We start from the raw sequence: 16401 nt of genomic DNA, 5'->3' as shown, positions 1-16401 counted from the left end.
TCATTCTCCCCCTTGCTGATTCAATAGATAACGAACGGCAAGCTTATAGCCTTCAAATCCAAGGCCGATAATCCGGCCTTTCACTGCAGGAGCGATAACTGATTGATGTCTGAATTCCTCTCTGGCGTATAAATTAGATAAGTGCACTTCAATAACAGGAAGGCTGATGCTCGAAACAGCATCTCTGATCGCGTAGCTGTAATGGCTGAGAGCACCCGGATTCAGCACTATACCGTCATATTGGCCTTCTGCTTCGTGAATGGCATCAATCAAATCACCTTCATGATTCGATTGAAAAAACGTAAGCTGAATCTGTACAGCTTCAGCAAATTGAAACAGACCCGTCTCCAAATCCGTTAATGTGTCATTTCCGAATACAGCCGGCTCGCGTTTTCCCAGCCGATTCACATTCGGCCCGTTCAATATTAAATAATGAGCCACATGTACCTCTCCTTCCGTTATGTTCTAAAAGCGATGAAAATGTTCACTTCTCGTGAACATTTTACCATACCGGAAAGGGATTATACACTATTCTCTCGGTGAGCCGAGCGCACGCGCCAGCTTATCGGAATTCAGTTCATTGTACTCAAACGAAATAGAATATCCGACAAACATGCCGTAAAGCAAATACAGACAAAACGTAGTCACCACCGTATCCGACTTCAGTTCGGTTACACCGCGGACATCGGGAAAAATCGGATTAAAAACGAAAAAGACAAGCAGCCACAAAAGCGCCCCATAAATTAAACCAGGCCACATCGTTTTAAAACGTTTAAAGCAAACAAAATAAAGAAACGCCGCGCCGATTGATATCACGCCAATCAAAATAATGCTGATCCATGTGCCTAAAGCCTGCTTTTTCCATTCTCCAAGCACAAACGGCTGCAGCAGCATATTTGGACTGATTTCCGAAAAATGAAACAGATAAAAAAGATAACCGACTAAACTCCATAAAATTCCGCCTGTAAAACCTGTTCCGACAATCCGCCCGGTGATGGAAACAGGAAGGTCCTGCTGATTTTGCTCTGCTTCTTCATGATGTTCTGTTTTCGTCATAACGGCACCTCCACTTACAGTGTGCCCCAAAAATAAAATGTCAATTAAAAAAGCTTACATATTTTAAAATGAAAGAGTAAATCGTCTGATTTTGGGTATACTGTCTGTAGAATTAGCTTTTCACTATGACAAATTTTAAGCTTGTCAATCTAGAGGTTTACAGCTGTTTCCTGTACAATAGAGTGAAAGGAAATGGTTAGTAATCCTAAAGAAATAGGCAGGTTGATGATATGTCAAAACAAAAGAATCCCCCCGCATATGGAGGGCAGGCAGTTGTAGAAGGCGTGATGTTTGGCGGAAAACGAAATTACGTAACAGCCATCAGAAGAAATGACGGAAGCATTGATTTTTTTAAGCTTCCCAGAAAAGCCGATACAAAGCTCGCTGCGTTTAAAAAGATTCCTTTTTTAAGAGGCATCTTGGCTATTATCGAAGCCAGCGCAAACGGAACGAAACATTTGAATTTTTCAAGTGAACGCTATGAGCTTGACCCTGCTGATGATGAAACACTCGAGAAAGAAGAAAAAAAGGGATCAGGATTGTCTATGTTTTTCAGCATTGCGGCAATCGGTGTCTTATCGTTCTTGTTTAGCAAATTTGTATTTACATTGGTTCCTGTATTCTTGGCTGAACTGACAAGGCCGGTATTTTCATCGGACACAGCGCAGATTGCAGTTGAAAGCCTGTTTAAACTCATTCTGCTGCTAAGCTACATTTACTTTTTGTCCATGACGCCGCTGATTAAAAGAGTTTTTCAATATCATGGAGCAGAACATAAGGTCATAAACTGTTATGAACAGAATTTGCCAATTACAGTTGAAAATGTCCAGAGACAGTCCCGGCTCCATTATCGCTGCGGCTCAAGCTTTATCTTATTCACAATTATTGTCGGCATGTTTGTATACTTACTTGTTCCGACAGATCCGCTTTGGGTGCGTATTTTAGACCGAGTAGCGTTAATCCCCGTCGTACTGGGCATATCCTTTGAAGTACTGCAGCTGACGAACAAAGTACGGCATATTCCCGGACTGAAGGTTCTCGGTTATCCCGGCCTTTGGCTTCAGCTTTTAACGACGAAAGAACCTAAGGATGACCAGGTCGAAGTTGCGATAGAAAGCTTCAACGAGCTTCTTAGAATGGAAGAGATCTCTGCTGAAAACCGGCAGCCTTCTCACGTTGTCATTTAAATCCGTTACCCTGCTATTATTTTCGGAGGTGGACAGTTATGAATCATCGTGTACAACCTATTATTGCTGTAATCATTGCGCTGGGCGCATTTGGTTTCCTCTATGCTTTGGTAACCAATCCCGGAGAAATGGTAAAAATGGGGATCACCGTCATCCTTGCGGGTATCATTATTTATTTTATTGTCCGATATGTAATGAATCGAAGTGCGGGACGAGAAGGAGCTTCCTTCAAAAAAGCGGCCAAACAATCGCGGCGCCGATTTAAGGACCAAAAAGCGAAACATCGCGCAGGCCATAAGAACCGAGTGAGCCATTTACGAAGTGTTCCAAGCGACAGCAAACCAAAGCCGATGATTCTCAAGAAAAAAAGCCAGACTCAGCTCACCGTCATAGAAGGGAAAAAAAATAAAAAGAAAAACAGAGCCCTTTTTTAATAGGTCCACTGCTTTAAAAACAGCTCTGTCCGGCTTTTTCCTAGCTCAATCAGGGCTAGTTTTTTTTGTGGGGTCAAATGGAAATCCGTCGCCATTACATGATCAACCGGGAGAAAAATGATATTTTGTTCATACCGGGTGGCAATATGCCTTGCATCATGTGCGTCTTTCATTGTTTCAAACAAAGCGCCGAACAGCTCAAAAGCGTTCCGGATTGATTTTTTCGGCCGTTCCTTTTCATGGGGCGCGAGCGTGACTCCAATGACAGGACGCTTTCGCTCTTTGGAAAACAGCCAGATGGGAAAATTGCTTAAAACGCCTCCGTCAACGACAGTGCTTGTGCCGCCGTCGCATTTTAATTTAATCGGTTCAAAAAAATATGGGATGCTGCAGCTCATTCGCACTGCCCTTGCGACCGGAAACAGCTCCGGATTTAGGCCGTAGCGGCCAAGATCATCTGGAAGCACAATCATTGTTCCGTTTGTCAGATCAGATGCGATCAAACGCAGCGAGCCTTTCTTCAGATCCCCGAACACTCTGACGCCTTTCGCTCTCAGCTGATCCGCAATCCATTTTTCTAACGTCTCTCCTTTATATAAACCAAGCCGCCAATAGATTGACACCCATTGCAGCATTTTTAAAGGCAAAAATGAATACCTTTGATCTAATAATTGCTCTCCGTCTACCTCATTAATCAGAGCATTAATTTCCTTACTTGTATAACCGGAAGCGATGAAAGCAGCAATAATGGCGCCCGCGCTTGTACCGGCAAGCCTTTCAAATCGAAAGCCTTTTTCCTCAAGCGCTTCATAAGCACCGGCCAGCGCTACACCTTTTATTCCCCCGCCTGAAAATACGCCGTCAATGTACATCTCTGCCCTCTCCTTCCATCCCAAGGTCTATTACTATTTTAAGAAGAAGCTTGAAAAAATAGACCAAAGAATGGATTGAGACGCTCACATAAAAAAAGCAGCCCCTTAGCGGGACCGCCCTTTTACTGATTATGATTCTCTGTTTTCTTTTGTACGGATTTCAGTTCTTTTTTACGGACATCATCTTCTTCAAAATATTGAACAAGGTCGCCGATACGATCAATGCTGTTCCAGCTTAAATGATGTTCAATGCCTTCAACATCGTTATATATTTTCTCTTCATCAACACCAATGATTCTTAAAAATTGCTCAAGCAATTCATGTCTGTATACTAGCCGTTTGCCTATTTTTTTCCCTTTAGGCGTTAACACGAGACCTCGATATTTTTCATAAATTAAATACTCGTCTTTATCTAGTTTTTGAACCATTTTCGTTACAGAGGAGGGGTGGACTGCCAATGCTTCCGCGATATCAGAAACTCTTGCATATCCTTTTTCTTCAATCAGCATATAGATCTGTTCAATATAATCTTCCATACTTGGTGTTGTCATCAAAACCCTCCCAAAAAGCACCTTAGCTTAATACATCATTACAAGTTTACACTAATGAACTTGAAAAAACAAGGATGCCCGGGCTTATTCAAAAGTCTTTTTACCGCTTGTAGTTCCACTGATCTGATGCATATTTCGTTTCCGCCAGTTCGTTGACAAACTCAAGCTCTTTTTCAGACAGCTCATACGGCTCCAGATGAATATCAAGGCCCGTTTCAAAACCAGCCTTAAAGGCTTTACGTGCGTCATCCATTGTCACCGGATTTGACGCTAATTCATTAATCGCCACTGCTTTATTTTTAAAATTACGCTGCATCCGCTCTCTGACCCTGTCATTCGGATATAAAAACAGATCAAACAGCTTATCTTCATCCAGATCAAGCAAAATGGAGCCGTGCTGAAGGATGACTCCTTTTTGCCTTGTTTGCGCGCTGCCGGCCACCTTACGTCCCTCGACGACAAGCTCATACCAAGACGGCGCGTCAAAGCAGACGGATGAGCGCGGATTTTTTAAGCTTTCTTTTTCTTTTTCCGTTCTCGGAATGGCAAAGTACGCATCAAGCCCGAGATTTCTGAAACCTTGCAGAATTCCTTCTGAAATCACCCGATAGGCCTCAGTTACTGTTGCCGGCATTTCAGGGTGATCTTCTGACACAATGACGCTGTATGTCAATTCCTTATCATGCAGCACCCCTCTGCCGCCGGTCGGTCGTCTGACAAACCCAAGGTTATATTTATGTACCGCTTCAAAATTAATTTCCTTTTTAATATTTTGAAAATAACCGACAGAAAGCGTCGCCGGATTCCAGCCGTAAAAACGAATCACCGGAGGAATTTTTTTTTCGCTGTGCCAATATAAAAGCGCTTCATCAAGCGCCATATTAAAGGCCGGACTTGCATTCCCTGAATCAATAAAACGCCAAGTTTCTTTTTCCATCTCTAAACCCTTCTTTACCGTTTTGATAGAATCAGTTTATCAAACCGCTGTGAAAATGAAAAATATTTCGTTTCATTAAGGATGACAATCCCCCCGCGCTTTACTATAATAGTATTTGTCGAAAACGTTCTGTTACGCCCTCTTTACATAAGATGGTTTTGATTTTATAAGCTAAAGGAGTAGAATCGCATTGTCTAACATGATTGTTCTGATTATTTTTGCTGCGTTTATCGTCTATATGGTGATTTCTTATATTTATCAGCAGCGTATTATGAAAACACTTACCGAGGAAGAGTTCCGCGCCGGTTATCGAAAAGCGCAGCTGATTGATGTGCGTGAGCCGAATGAATTTGAAGGCGGCCATATTTTAGGCGCCAGAAATATTCCACTTTCCCAGCTGAAGCAAAGAAAAAGCGAAATCCGTCCGGACAAGCCCGTCTATCTTTACTGCCAAAACAATATCCGCAGCGGGCGTGCTGCTCAAACACTCCGCAAAAACGGCTGCAAGGAAATTTACAATTTAAAAGGCGGCTTTAAAAAATGGGGCGGAAAAATTAAATCAAAGAACTAATTAAGAAAAAGCTGTCCGCTAAACGGACAGCTTTTTTTGTTGGGCAGCAAGTTTTTAAACGCCTATACCTGTTTTATGTTCGTACCGAAGAACCGGCTTTCTGGCAGCCTTCGTTTCGTCCATTCTTTTCACAACCGTTGTGTGCGGCGCCTCTTGAACAACTTCCGGGTGTTCTTCCGCTTCTTGGGCAATTTGGATCATCGCCTCGATAAAAGCGTCAAGCGTTTCTTTGGACTCCGTCTCGGTCGGTTCGATCATGATGCATTCCTCGACATTTAACGGAAAATAAATTGTCGGCGGATGATAGCCGAAATCCAGCAAACGTTTGGCAATGTCAAGCGTCCGGACGCCCAGCTTTTTCTGGCGTTTGCCCGACAACACAAATTCATGTTTACAATGGCGGTCAAACGGCAGGTCGTAATAAGGCGCGAGCTTTCTCATCATATAATTTGCATTTAGCACAGCGTTTTCCGTCACGGCCTCTAAACCGTCAGGACCCATGGAGCGGATATATGTATACGCTCTGACATTGATGCCGAAATTTCCATAGTAAGGCTTAACCCTTCCGATGCTAAACGGACGGTCAGCATCGAAGGTGAAGCGCCCGTCTTTTTTAATCAAAACCGGCTTTGGCAAATAAGGAATCAGCTCTTTTTTGACACCGACCGGCCCTGATCCGGGACCTCCTCCGCCATGCGGGCCTGTAAAGGTTTTGTGCAAATTGAGATGGACAACATCAAATCCCATGTCTCCAGGTCTGGCCTTGCTTAAAACGGCATTTAAATTCGCACCGTCATAATAAAGCTTTCCTCCGGCTTGATGGACAATTTCCGCCATTTCTACGATTTGCTCCTCAAACAAGCCGAGAGTGTTGGGATTGGTCAGCATCAGTGCAGCCGTTTCTTCATTCACCGCTCTTTTCAGATCTTCTAAGTCTACCAGCCCGTTTTCATTAGATTTTACAGTTATGGTTTCAAACCCCGCCACTGTCGCGGAAGCAGGATTTGTTCCGTGGGCGGAATCAGGAATAATAACCTTTGTCCGCTGCTTATCCCCGCGCGCTTCATGATACGCACGGATCATCATCAATCCGGTCCATTCTCCGTGAGCCCCTGCAGCAGGCTGAAGAGTGACGGCGTCCATTCCTGTAATTTCTTCCAGATGCTCACTTAAATCATATAAAAGCTCAAGTGCACCCTGCACGGTGTCTTCATCCTGAAGAGGATGAATCGCAGCGAAACCGGGAATGCGGGCGATTTTTTCATTTATTTTCGGATTATACTTCATCGTACAGGAACCGAGCGGATAAAAACCGGAGTCCACTCCGTGATTACGTCTGGAAAGCGCTGTATAATGGCGCATGATATCGAGCTCGGAAACTTCGGGAAGGTTGGGTTCCTCTTTCCTGATATAGCCGTCTGACAGCAGAGTATCCATATCTTGTTCCGGCACATCGAGTTCCGGAAGACTGTAGCCGATCCGGCCATCTCTTGAAAGCTCAAAAATAAGCGCCTGGTCTTTGTTATTCATGGCGATCCCCCAATTCCGCAATAAGTGCATCAATTTCTTCTTTCGTTCTCAGCTCAGTCACGGCGATCAGCATATGATGTGTAAGCTCCGGATATGAAAGGCCTAAATCATAGCCGCCGATGATCCCCTTATCAAGCAGGCGTTTATTCACAGCTTTAACGGAGTCTTCAAGCTTGACGACAAATTCGTTGAATATCGGCCCGTCAAACACGACGGAAAGGCCGGCTCGTTTGGCCTGCTGCTTTGCATAATTCGCTTTTTGGATGTTCTGGCGGGCGATTTCTTTTACGCCGGCTTTTCCCAATGCGGTCATCGCCACAGAAGCTGCAAGCGCGTTTAATGCTTGATTCGAACAAATATTTGATGTCGCTTTATCTCGGCGGATGTGCTGTTCCCTCGCTTGAAGGGTGAGGACGAATCCTCTTTTTCCGTTTTCATCCTCCGTTTGGCCGACAAGACGGCCCGGCATCTTTCTCATTAATTTTTTAGTGACCGCAAAGAAACCGCAGTGCGGTCCTCCATAAGCCGCCGGTATGCCAAACGGCTGCGCATCCCCGACCACAATATCAGCAAAAAACGCGCCTGGAGGAGTCAGAAGTCCGAGAGCAAGCGGATTGGATGACACAATAAACATGCTGTTGCCTTTATGGGCAATCGGTTCTATCTCTTTTAAAGGCTCTATTCTTCCGAAAAAATTCGGATACTGGACGACAACGGCAGCCGTTTCATCACAAACGGCTTCATTTAAGGCGTCAAGATCTGTCACGCCATTTACCGCAGGGACTTCCACCACTTCAATATACTGGCCTTTCGCGTATGTTTTCAGCACTTCCCTCGACTCCGGATGAACCGAGGCGGAAACGACGATTTTTTTCTTTTTCGTATGCCCGGAAGCGAGCATGGCTGCTTCAGCTAAAGCGGTCCCGCCGTCATACATGGAGGAATTGGCTATATCCATGCCAGTCAATTCGCAAATCATCGTCTGGAATTCAAAGATCGCTTGAAGCTCCCCTTGAGAAATCTCCGGCTGATAAGGGGTATACGCCGTATAGAATTCAGATCTTGAAATAACATGATCCACAATCACAGGCTGATAATGATCATAAACGCCTGCTCCCAAAAAAGATGCATAGGTTCCGGCATCACGGTTTTTAGCGGCGAGCTTCGTGAGCTCTTTCGTTAGCTCTGTTTCCGATTTAGCTTGTTTAATCTGATAGTCCTGTTTATATCTCACGCTGTCCGGAATGTCAGCAAACAGCTCATCTGTACTGCTCACGCCAATGGCGGCCAGCATTTCTTTTTTATCCTGTTCTGTCGCGGGCAAATAACGATGCTTCATATCATTGCTCCTTTCCGAGTGCTTATTTTTTTCGTTTATAAAATGGGGTTTTGACCACTTGTGCTTTTACGAGTTTATTCCGAATCTCCACTTCCACAATACTCCCAATCTCACTGGCTTCCCGTTTCATCAGCGCAAGGCCGACATTTTTTTTCAGTGTCGGCGACTGTGTGCCGGTTGTAACTGTTCCAACTGGTGTTCCGTTTTGCATGACAGCGTAACCGTGTCTCGGGATGCCCTTTTCGATCATCTCCAAACCGACAAGCTTTCGATCCGCTCCATTTTCTTTTTGTTCGCTCAATACTGATTTACCGTAAAAATCAGAATCCTTTTTATGTTTTACAGCAAAACCGATTCCCGCTTCGATCGGTGTAATATCCTTAGTAAGCTCCTGCCCGTACAATGGCAGCTTCGCCTCAAACCTGAGTGTATCGCGCGCCCCAAGTCCGCACGGAATCAGTCCTTGACCCTCTCCCGCCTCTATGATTTGTTTCCACAAGCTCACCGCATCTTCATTCCGGCAATACAACTCAAAGCCGTCTTCTCCGGTATATCCGGTTCTCGAAATAAGCGCTTTGCACCCGCCGATTTCAGCGTCGTTTAGAAATGTAAAAGGCTTAAGAGCTGATACATCACATGCAGTCAGCTTTTTCATAACAGTTTCTGCTTCAGGCCCTTGCACAGCCAAAAGAGACAGCTGATCTGAAAGGTTTTCGATATGTACATCACCTTCTGCGTGTTCCTTCAGCCAATTGATATCTTTTTCTATATTAGAAGCATTGATGACAAGGAGGTAATGGCTGTCTGCTTTTTGATAAATGAGCAGATCATCAACCGTCCCGCCATCGGGATAGCACATTGCCGTATATTGCGCGCAGCCCGGCTCAAGCTTTGACACGTCATTTGTCATCAGCTTTTGCAAAAAGGACAGACTGTCTTTTCCGGTCAATTTCACTTCTCCCATGTGGGATACATCAAACAGTCCCGCTTTTGTCCGGACAGCCTCATGCTCTTTTTTGATAGAAGAAAATTGAACAGGCAGCTCCCATCCCCCGAAATCAATCGTCTTCCCGCCGTATTCTTTATACACATCATATAAAGGTGTTCTTTTCAACATACACTTCCCCCTCTTCTCATTTGACCAAAATGGGTGCGGCTAAAAACCATATAAAAAAGGACAGAGAAACACCTCATTCGAAAATGAAGGTTCTCTGTCCTGGCACCTGAAAGTTTACTTTGCGATTTAGGCAAAGACGTCCCCTTTGGTGGTTTGCATGTGTACACAAACACTCTCCAGAGTTGCGTCGAGCAAGAGTTCTTTTGCCTGAGAGATTCACTCCGCAGTTTGCTCCTTCGGCGCCTGAATCCCAAGTTTACGGTCAGGTCTCTCCCCTTGCTGTCATTCGCTCATATTTACCAATTTTTATGGACATACTAAAACAATATCTTAAGGTAAAACTCTTACCCATATCCTAACACTCACCATACATATTGGGCAATAAAAAATAATGGGTAACATTGATATGTATTTTTATAAAAGAGAATCATGAGCCAGCAGAAAGGCGGTTGACATACAGATGGATGCAGAAATACATTATGATGCACGATGGCCTGAAGAATTCTCAGAACGTCTCAAAGCAGACGGGCCTTGGTCAAACTGGGAGCTTTACAAACTGTCAGCAGAAATCCAGGAAAAACTTGCAATTCCTGAGTTCGAAGGCTTGCGGGCCCCTTTATACCTACCTTCTTTTACTCCGCTTCCCCACCAGCTGGAAGTGGCGCAAAAGGTCGTCGAAAAAATGAACGGCAAAGCCATTTTAGCGGATGAAGTCGGCTTGGGAAAAACAGTGGAAGCGGGTCTGATTTTAAAAGAATATATGATTCGCGGTCTGGCCAAAAAAATTCTTATTTTGGTGCCGGCTTCACTTGTATCACAGTGGGTGAAAGAGCTGCAAGAAAAATTTTTAATCCCTGCAGTTGAACAGAAAAAGAGCTACGTCTGGGAGCAATGCGACATCGTCGTTTCCTCCATCGATACGGCTAAGCGATCGCCCCATCGTGAAATTGTGCTTTCTATTCCATATGATCTCGTTATTATTGACGAAGCACACAAACTGAAAAACAGCAAAACGAAAAACTATGAATTCGTTCGGAATCTCGTTAAAAAATATTGTCTGCTTTTGACGGCGACACCCATCCAGAACCGCATTGAAGAAATTTTCAATTTGGTGTCTTTATTAAAACCGGGCCATTTAGGTAACGAAAGCCATTTTCATGACGTTTTTTCGAAAAAGAATTCAGGCATCGATGCTCATGACCATTTAAAGAGCCTGGTCAATAAAGTCATGATCCGCAACAGACGGCAAGACACCGGACTGACCTGGACAAAGCGTTATGTGGAAACGGTGCCGATTACGTTCTCTCCGACAGAGCAGGCGCTATATGATGAGATCACACGGCTGAAGGAAGACAGGCAGCAGGCCGCCAGCATGTTCTCTATAATGACCCTGCAGCGGGAGTGCTGTTCAAGCAGGGAAGCCGTCTACATGACGCTCAAAAAAATGCTTGATCAAAGAGAAAAACAAGCGCCCGCCATCAGTGAAGATACAATTTCGGTTTTAATGGACCGCATTAATGAAGTGACGCAAAATTCAAAAGCGGTTCAGGTTGTGGACCTCATTAAAAAAATAGATGATAAGGTCATCATTTTTACGGAATACCGGGCGACACAAATTTACCTGCAATGGTTTCTCCAGCAAAACGGAATCAGTTCTGTGCCGTTTCGGGGCGGATTTAAACGCGGGAAAAAAGATTGGATGAAGGATCTTTTCCGCGGCAAAGTTCAAGTGCTGATTGCTACAGAAGCCGGCGGTGAAGGGATCAACCTGCAATTTTGCAACAATATCATTAACTATGACCTGCCTTGGAATCCGATGCGGCTTGAGCAGAGAATCGGCAGAATACACCGGCTTGGGCAGGAGCGTGACGTGCATATTTACAATATGGCGACAAAGCATACGGTTGAAGAGCATATTTTAAAGCTGCTTTATGAAAAAATTCATTTGTTTGAAAAGGTAGTCGGTGAACTTGATGATATTTTAACTAAAATTCAAGTTGCCAATTTCGAAGAGCATCTGCATGATATTTTGTTTCATTCGGCAACAGATGAAGAAATCAAGATCAAAATGGAAAATTTGACGTCCTTCCTCTCGTACGAACAGCAGCCGGCTGAAAAAAGAGGATCATAGCCTGTAAGGAGGTTTTACAAGTGAAACAGCAAGAGGTTCACCAATTTTTACTTCGTTTCTTTCAAGCAAACAGCTGCCCTATCATCGATCAGGGACCGGGCCATATGACCGTGCAGCTGACAGTTGAGATGGACAAACAGATTATGAATAGGCCTTTTTACTGGCACTGGCGTGAAAAAACAGGCGGCGAACCAAACCCGATGAAAATCACCTTTATAACCGATAAAGATGCCGCTCCCGAAGACCTTGACGGAGAGTTCATTTATTTCGGGGCACCGCGTCTCTTTGAAATCTTTAAGGCAGTTAAACAAAATGGGAGATTTATCAGGATGTATGAGAAAATTGAATCAGCCGGAGCCAAAATCCCGCTCCAGCCTTGGCTTGGCTTAAACGTGATGATTTCATACCAGTCCGACATGAAAAAGGATAAGCTATTGTCACTCGGTCTTCATCTCGTCTCTGGAAAAATGGTTGAAGATTTTCAGCGCAAGCTTACAACGCATTCGCTTGCTTCACAAATATCTGATTATTGTTTTACAATGTCGCCTATGATTAAACCGGAAAGCGGGCTTAAACGCATGGAGCACTATATTACACAAGCAGCTTTACAAGAACCTTCCGATTGGGCAGAAGCATCCGTCAAAAGGTGGAAAAATGATTTACAATTGCTTGATCAATTTTATGAAGATACTGAAGAAAAGCCTGAAGAATATCATTTGGAAAAACAGGCATTACAAACCTTGTATAAGCCTAAAATACTAGTGCACATCGAAAACGGAGGATTATTTTTTCTGCAAAATAATATTCCAAGCTAACTTTTTAACATTCGACATCGTTCTCGTTTTTTTTGGAAAAGTTATATTATAATAAAAGTATACTGGAAAATAATTCTGGCGCTTCACATGACGAAAAAAAGACTTCCAGAGAGATGTAATGGCATATCAGTTATGGTCATGGCCGGACTGGCTGAAATACATAAACAAGTATTTTAGGAGGAGAAAATGCATGAAAAATGCAAAAAAAGAGCTTTTAGAATTAGATCAAGAATGGGTTGAATTAATGAAAAGAGCCAGAGAAGCAAATATCAACCCGGAGGAGATACGCAAATATTTATATTTGCATAAAAAGTCTGCTCATCCTGTCCCAGCCACCAGAAGTCATACCATAAATCCTTTCTGAATGTGCTATAATATCACAAGGAAGGTGATGACATTGATTGGCCAGCGTATTAAACAATACCGAAAAGAAAAAGGCTACTCACTATCAGAACTAGCTGAAAAAGCTGGGGTAGCGAAGTCTTATTTAAGCTCAATAGAACGAAATTTACAAACAAACCCCTCCATTCAATTTCTCGAAAAAGTCTCCGCTGTTCTGGACGTCTCGGTTCATACACTACTTGATGAAAAACATGAAACCGAATACGATGGTCAATTAGATAGTGAATGGGAGAAATTAGTTCGCGATGCTATGACATCCGGGGTTTCAAAAAAACAATTTCGTGAATTTTTAGATTATCAAAAATGGAGAAAAGCGCAAAAAGAGGAGTAGTGCCGCCATTGGGGTGCGCATACTCCTCTTTTACCTTACTATAAAAGTGCGTGGCAGCATCATCTGCAATCAAAAAAACGATACAGCAGTCTTCTAAGACTGCTGTATCGTCGCTGGGCGGCTAGGACCGCCCATGCTTCAACACTTCTGCAACGCACCTGAGCTTGGCTCAGGCCGCGCTTCATTTTTCTTATTTGTCCTCACTGTGTGCTTTTTCATTTTCTTTAATGTATCCGTCTTTATCTGTGTGTTCTTTTTTAATCGTCAGCCCGTTCCACTGAGTGGCTTCAAAAGAGAAATTAAGCTGAATCGAGTTGCCTTGATATTTGTTTTGGACCATTTGTCCGTTTGCGTCTTTCGCATTGTCATTTTTAAATTCAATCACCATTTGCACTTGGTCGTAGTCGACCGGTGTTTTTGGCACCCCGTCATATTCCGGAGCTGTTTTTCCATTAATCGTCGCAACGTTAATTTTACCGCTTTCACTTAAGAACTTTGAGTCAATCAGCTGGCCGATTTTTTCAGCAGCTGTTTTGTCCTGCTTAGCAGACATTAAATATAAATCCTTTAAGTTGGCTGCTTTGAGAATAATATTTTTCGGATAGCCATTGCCGCCCTCTTTCCCGACTGTCAACAAGGTGATTTGGAATTGGCTGAGAAAATCTTCCGGAGAATTATTGGCTCCTTTTGCTGTATTAAAACCGCTGTAATTTAGCGCCATCAGCACTTCTTTAATCGCCAAGGTGCCGTTATTTTTGAATTCGAAATCTTTCGTTAATTTATCACCCGGTTTTAGATTGGACAAGCTGACATTTGCGGAATTTTCTTTTGCTGACAGATCAAGTGTACCAGACGCAAAAGTGGCTTCCGTTGTTTTAATATCGTTGAACGCCGCCCATGTGCCTCCTCCGACTAATGCAAGCCCAAGCACAGCTGAGGCAACTCCTAAACTCAATTTCTTTTTCATACCCATGTGTAAACTCCCCTTATCAATTAATTTTGTTTATCGAAACCTGTCGCCAGGTTGCAACTGATATCAAGTAGACATTGTGCGGTCCTTCGCATCTGTCTCCAAAGCTTTTGTCTTTCTCTCAATGTCGCGGATCGCGCTGCTGATTGTCATAAATGAGTAAATCAATAACATAATTCCGGGAACGATTAACAAGACCGCCGTGCCAATCGGCTGGCTGGCAAAATGAATGACATACCCCGCATAAGGCAGGTTAAAGCTGGTATACTTCGCCAATACATTTTGTTCCGATACAAGCGATGAATCAGAAGCCGCGTTATTGTCACCTTTTGTTTCAAATAATAAGTGCCCGCCTTGTTTTGTAATGTTGACGATTCTGTGAGTGACAGCTGTCTCTTCATCCTGCATAAAAGTAATGACATCATTTTTTTGGAGAGCTTTCACATCTGTCATTTCTTTTACCAAAATTAAAGATCCCGTCTTAAATTCCGGTTCCATTGAACCCGAGAGCACTGATTTCAACGTGTAGCCAAACACCGCCGGCTCTCCGCCCGATGATCGTGTTGAAATCACAATCAGTGTTAACACAATAATTAACGTGAAAATTATGACGTAAAGAATATTACTGATCAGTTTCATCGGCTTTTTCATCATCTTCCCCGCTTTCTTTCTCAACTGGTTCACCCGTTTTGCTTTCGCTTTGTTTTTCATCAGACTTTTGAATCTCTGTTTTCGCCGGTGCTGCAGTCGGTTTTTCTGTGCATTTGGCTACGGTCATAGGCTCCGACCACTCGAACTTTTCATTCTGCGCGGGATAACCATCGGGTTTGTATACCTTAAACGCATAAACACCCGGTTTCATCGCACGTTTGGATTCAATCTTATAAAGAGAATCACTTGCCTTATCTGTGATACTTCCTCTTTCAATGACGTTGCCGTCTCGCAAAGGCTTATTTGCATCTGCTATTTTATGAAGCTCCCATTTCCATCGGGATGTCGTAAGTTCATTTCCTCTGTTTTCAAATTCTGCGAAAAGAATAAGCGGTGAACAAACGCTCCCTTTTGTCTCGGTTTGGTTTTTCAAGTGCAAATCACTCTTATCCCAACGTTCATCATAGCTGCAGTTTTCATCTGTATATTGAAAATCCTCACACGTTTGAACAGAAAAACTGACATTTTTCACATCATGAAAAGCGGAGCTGGTATCACCGGTAAACTGTAAGCATATCGCTGCTGACAGACTGAAAATCAACGAAAGCTGAAAAAGCAGCAGGACTTTCCGTCTCGGTTTCGCCCTTTTTTGAGTTCGAGACAATCGAAGCATAGATAACCTCCTGTGAAACACTGTAACTTGATGATCGTTCTCTTTAAAGAACCGCACAAATAGAGTATAATCAAGGATTATAATAATTAAAAATGCCAAAATTGGTCATTTCGTTCGTTTAAAAGAATGTTTTCCTTCAAATACAGTGTTTTCCTTCAAATTACTCACCTTTTTGAAATTTTTTCTAAATAACACATGAGAAAATGAGGAGCATAACTGAAAATCAATTGGGAATAATAAGAAGTAAAGGGGTGGATTTCCATGATAAAGCAATGCCTAATATGCCTTTCTTTTTTTAGTTTTACAACCGCGGCAGCTCAAGCGGAAGAAACGGCATTTTCTTCTGCCCATCAAACACCGAAGTGGGAAGAGTTTGCTGTGAAGGAAGCAAAAAAAAGATATCCTCTCGCACAAGTGTTGTTTAAACAAAAGGTATGGGACCGAAAAAGAAAAGATGAAGCCGTCAAACAATACCATCTGACACTGAGAGAAGGGGCGAAAGAATTCGGAGTATTTGTCACCATTTCATTCGAACCGCAGAGCAAAAAGGTCAATAAAATTGTAATAGTTGAAGAATATCAATAAGGCCCTCCGTTATACGGCAGGACCTTTTTTCGTTGAAAATGCTCAATTATTTTTTGCGTTTCAGCCAAAGTTTTACGCCATAAGGCACTATCCCAAACCAATGCTGGGTTGCCGGTACTTTTCTTTCTTTTCGAACCTCTTTTAATTCTTTTCGTTCAACCTTTGGTGTATCCATATATTTTACGAATTGTTCGGTCATGTATTTTACATAATCATTCGTTTTCAAGTGACCACCTCATACGCCTTTAT

20 protein-coding genes and 1 riboswitch are annotated in these 16401 nt (G+C 43.1%); of the genes, 8 read left to right on the top strand and 12 right to left on the bottom strand.

Annotation, left to right across the window (positions count from 1 at the left end):
* Positions 1-441 carry a type II 3-dehydroquinate dehydratase gene (gene aroQ / locus AXI57_RS10255; protein ID WP_003325456.1) on the bottom strand — a complete coding sequence of 147 codons (441 nt, stop codon included), beginning with the start codon at positions 439-441 and terminating at the stop codon, positions 1-3.
* Between the two features lie 87 nt (positions 442-528).
* Positions 529-1056 carry a YqhR family membrane protein gene (locus AXI57_RS10250; protein WP_061670012.1) on the bottom strand — a complete coding sequence of 176 codons (528 nt, stop codon included), beginning with the start codon at positions 1054-1056 and terminating at the stop codon, positions 529-531.
* A 230-nt stretch (positions 1057-1286) separates the two neighbouring features.
* Here AXI57_RS10250 and AXI57_RS10245 point away from each other — a divergent pair, with 230 nt between their 5' ends.
* Together AXI57_RS10245 and AXI57_RS10240 are read left to right on the top strand one after the other, a co-directional pair.
* Entirely contained in the window at positions 1287-2243 is a 957-nt protein-coding gene (locus AXI57_RS10245) for a DUF1385 domain-containing protein (protein ID WP_061670011.1), read from the top strand.
* Between the two features lie 38 nt (positions 2244-2281).
* Positions 2282-2677, top strand: coding sequence for an SA1362 family protein (locus tag AXI57_RS10240; RefSeq protein ID WP_003325453.1), 396 nt, complete (start codon positions 2282-2284; stop codon positions 2675-2677).
* On the opposite strand, the gene AXI57_RS10235 is transcribed toward AXI57_RS10240, so the two are convergent.
* From AXI57_RS10235 to AXI57_RS10225, 3 genes are all read right to left on the bottom strand, one after another.
* On the bottom strand, positions 2674-3549 hold the full coding sequence (locus AXI57_RS10235) for a patatin-like phospholipase family protein (protein WP_061670010.1): 876 nt from the start codon (positions 3547-3549) through the stop codon (positions 2674-2676). The genes AXI57_RS10240 and AXI57_RS10235 overlap by 4 nt on opposite strands.
* A gap of 122 nt (positions 3550-3671) precedes the next feature.
* The gene (mntR, locus tag AXI57_RS10230; protein WP_003325451.1) at positions 3672-4100 is read right to left on the bottom strand and encodes a transcriptional regulator MntR; all 429 of its coding nucleotides are present in this window, start codon (positions 4098-4100) and stop codon (positions 3672-3674) included.
* Positions 4101-4200: 100 nt separating this feature from the next.
* Positions 4201-5037, bottom strand: coding sequence for a lipoate--protein ligase family protein (locus AXI57_RS10225; protein ID WP_003325449.1), 837 nt, complete (start codon positions 5035-5037; stop codon positions 4201-4203).
* A gap of 190 nt (positions 5038-5227) precedes the next feature.
* Here AXI57_RS10225 and AXI57_RS10220 point away from each other — a divergent pair, with 190 nt between their 5' ends.
* Positions 5228-5608: a rhodanese-like domain-containing protein gene (locus AXI57_RS10220; RefSeq protein WP_061670009.1), complete on the top strand. Its 381-nt coding sequence runs from the start codon at positions 5228-5230 to the stop codon at positions 5606-5608.
* Positions 5609-5662: 54 nt separating this feature from the next.
* Here the strand turns inward: AXI57_RS10220 and gcvPB are convergent, their stop codons facing one another.
* The 3 genes from gcvPB to gcvT are packed head-to-tail and all read right to left on the bottom strand — an operon-like array spanning position 5663 to position 9594.
* Positions 5663-7138: an aminomethyl-transferring glycine dehydrogenase subunit GcvPB gene (gene gcvPB / locus AXI57_RS10215; RefSeq protein ID WP_061670008.1), complete on the bottom strand. Its 1476-nt coding sequence runs from the start codon at positions 7136-7138 to the stop codon at positions 5663-5665.
* Positions 7131-8477, bottom strand: coding sequence for an aminomethyl-transferring glycine dehydrogenase subunit GcvPA (gcvPA, locus tag AXI57_RS10210; protein ID WP_061670007.1), 1347 nt, complete (start codon positions 8475-8477; stop codon positions 7131-7133). Before gcvPA ends, gcvPB begins: the two co-directional genes overlap by 8 nt.
* 22 nt (positions 8478-8499) lie before the next feature.
* The gene (gcvT, locus tag AXI57_RS10205; protein WP_003325445.1) at positions 8500-9594 is read right to left on the bottom strand and encodes a glycine cleavage system aminomethyltransferase GcvT; all 1095 of its coding nucleotides are present in this window, start codon (positions 9592-9594) and stop codon (positions 8500-8502) included.
* Positions 9595-9779: 185 nt separating this feature from the next.
* Positions 9780-9880, bottom strand: a riboswitch (glycine riboswitch).
* Between the two features lie 174 nt (positions 9881-10054).
* Here gcvT and AXI57_RS10200 point away from each other — a divergent pair.
* From AXI57_RS10200 to sinR, 4 genes are all read left to right on the top strand, one after another.
* Entirely contained in the window at positions 10055-11725 is a 1671-nt protein-coding gene (locus tag AXI57_RS10200) for a DEAD/DEAH box helicase (RefSeq protein WP_061670006.1), read from the top strand.
* Positions 11726-11745: 20 nt separating this feature from the next.
* Positions 11746-12540, top strand: a complete 795-nt coding sequence (locus tag AXI57_RS10195; RefSeq protein ID WP_003325443.1) for a YqhG family protein — start codon at positions 11746-11748, stop codon at positions 12538-12540.
* Positions 12541-12730: 190 nt separating this feature from the next.
* Positions 12731-12904 carry an anti-repressor SinI gene (gene sinI / locus AXI57_RS10190; protein ID WP_003325442.1) on the top strand — a complete coding sequence of 58 codons (174 nt, stop codon included), beginning with the start codon at positions 12731-12733 and terminating at the stop codon, positions 12902-12904.
* Between the two features lie 33 nt (positions 12905-12937).
* On the top strand, positions 12938-13273 hold the full coding sequence (gene sinR / locus AXI57_RS10185; protein WP_003153104.1) for a transcriptional regulator SinR: 336 nt from the start codon (positions 12938-12940) through the stop codon (positions 13271-13273).
* Positions 13274-13463: 190 nt separating this feature from the next.
* Here sinR and tasA read toward each other — a convergent pair whose 3' ends face one another.
* The 3 genes from tasA to tapA all read right to left on the bottom strand — a co-directional run bounded on the left by tasA (position 13464) and on the right by tapA (position 15567).
* Entirely contained in the window at positions 13464-14246 is a 783-nt protein-coding gene (tasA, locus tag AXI57_RS10180) for a biofilm matrix protein TasA (protein WP_061670005.1), read from the bottom strand.
* A 63-nt stretch (positions 14247-14309) separates the two neighbouring features.
* The gene (sipW, locus tag AXI57_RS10175; protein WP_141292150.1) at positions 14310-14882 is read right to left on the bottom strand and encodes a signal peptidase I SipW; all 573 of its coding nucleotides are present in this window, start codon (positions 14880-14882) and stop codon (positions 14310-14312) included.
* A complete protein-coding gene (gene tapA / locus AXI57_RS10170; protein ID WP_061670003.1) occupies positions 14866-15567 on the bottom strand; it encodes an amyloid fiber anchoring/assembly protein TapA in 702 nt (233 codons plus the stop codon). Before tapA ends, sipW begins: the two co-directional genes overlap by 17 nt.
* A 261-nt stretch (positions 15568-15828) precedes the next feature.
* On the opposite strand from tapA, the gene AXI57_RS10165 reads away from it, so the two are divergent.
* On the top strand, positions 15829-16152 hold the full coding sequence (locus tag AXI57_RS10165) for a DUF3889 domain-containing protein (RefSeq protein ID WP_003325436.1): 324 nt from the start codon (positions 15829-15831) through the stop codon (positions 16150-16152).
* A gap of 46 nt (positions 16153-16198) precedes the next feature.
* On the opposite strand, the gene AXI57_RS10160 is transcribed toward AXI57_RS10165, so the two are convergent.
* Entirely contained in the window at positions 16199-16378 is a 180-nt protein-coding gene (locus tag AXI57_RS10160; RefSeq protein ID WP_003325435.1) for a YqzE family protein, read from the bottom strand.
* Positions 16379-16401 lie beyond the last annotated feature (23 nt).

Source organism: Bacillus atrophaeus, assembly GCF_001584335.1.
Classification (GTDB): domain Bacteria; phylum Bacillota; class Bacilli; order Bacillales; family Bacillaceae; genus Bacillus; species Bacillus atrophaeus.
This window is presented reverse-complemented; position numbering and strand designations above follow the sequence as displayed.

Bases quoted from the DNA above. Each gene is read 5' to 3' on its own strand.
- AXI57_RS10240 (WP_003325453.1), top strand. From the start codon at position 2,282: ATGAATCATCGTGTACAACCTATTATTGCTGTAATCATTGCGCTGGGC.
- tapA (WP_061670003.1), bottom strand. From the start codon at position 15,567: ATGCTTCGATTGTCTCGAACTCAAAAAAGGGCGAAACCGAGACGGAAA.
- mntR (WP_003325451.1), bottom strand. From the start codon at position 4,100: ATGACAACACCAAGTATGGAAGATTATATTGAACAGATCTATATGCTG.
- sipW (WP_141292150.1), bottom strand. From the start codon at position 14,882: ATGAAACTGATCAGTAATATTCTTTACGTCATAATTTTCACGTTAATT.
- AXI57_RS10235 (WP_061670010.1), bottom strand. From the start codon at position 3,549: ATGTACATTGACGGCGTATTTTCAGGCGGGGGAATAAAAGGTGTAGCG.
- gcvPA (WP_061670007.1), bottom strand. From the start codon at position 8,477: ATGAAGCATCGTTATTTGCCCGCGACAGAACAGGATAAAAAAGAAATG.
- AXI57_RS10225 (WP_003325449.1), bottom strand. From the start codon at position 5,037: ATGGAAAAAGAAACTTGGCGTTTTATTGATTCAGGGAATGCAAGTCCG.
- AXI57_RS10250 (WP_061670012.1), bottom strand. From the start codon at position 1,056: ATGACGAAAACAGAACATCATGAAGAAGCAGAGCAAAATCAGCAGGAC.
- AXI57_RS10200 (WP_061670006.1), top strand. From the start codon at position 10,055: ATGGATGCAGAAATACATTATGATGCACGATGGCCTGAAGAATTCTCA.
- gcvT (WP_003325445.1), bottom strand. From the start codon at position 9,594: ATGTTGAAAAGAACACCTTTATATGATGTGTATAAAGAATACGGCGGG.
- AXI57_RS10165 (WP_003325436.1), top strand. From the start codon at position 15,829: ATGATAAAGCAATGCCTAATATGCCTTTCTTTTTTTAGTTTTACAACC.
- tasA (WP_061670005.1), bottom strand. From the start codon at position 14,246: ATGGGTATGAAAAAGAAATTGAGTTTAGGAGTTGCCTCAGCTGTGCTT.
- gcvPB (WP_061670008.1), bottom strand. From the start codon at position 7,138: ATGAATAACAAAGACCAGGCGCTTATTTTTGAGCTTTCAAGAGATGGC.
- sinI (WP_003325442.1), top strand. From the start codon at position 12,731: ATGAAAAATGCAAAAAAAGAGCTTTTAGAATTAGATCAAGAATGGGTT.
- AXI57_RS10245 (WP_061670011.1), top strand. From the start codon at position 1,287: ATGTCAAAACAAAAGAATCCCCCCGCATATGGAGGGCAGGCAGTTGTA.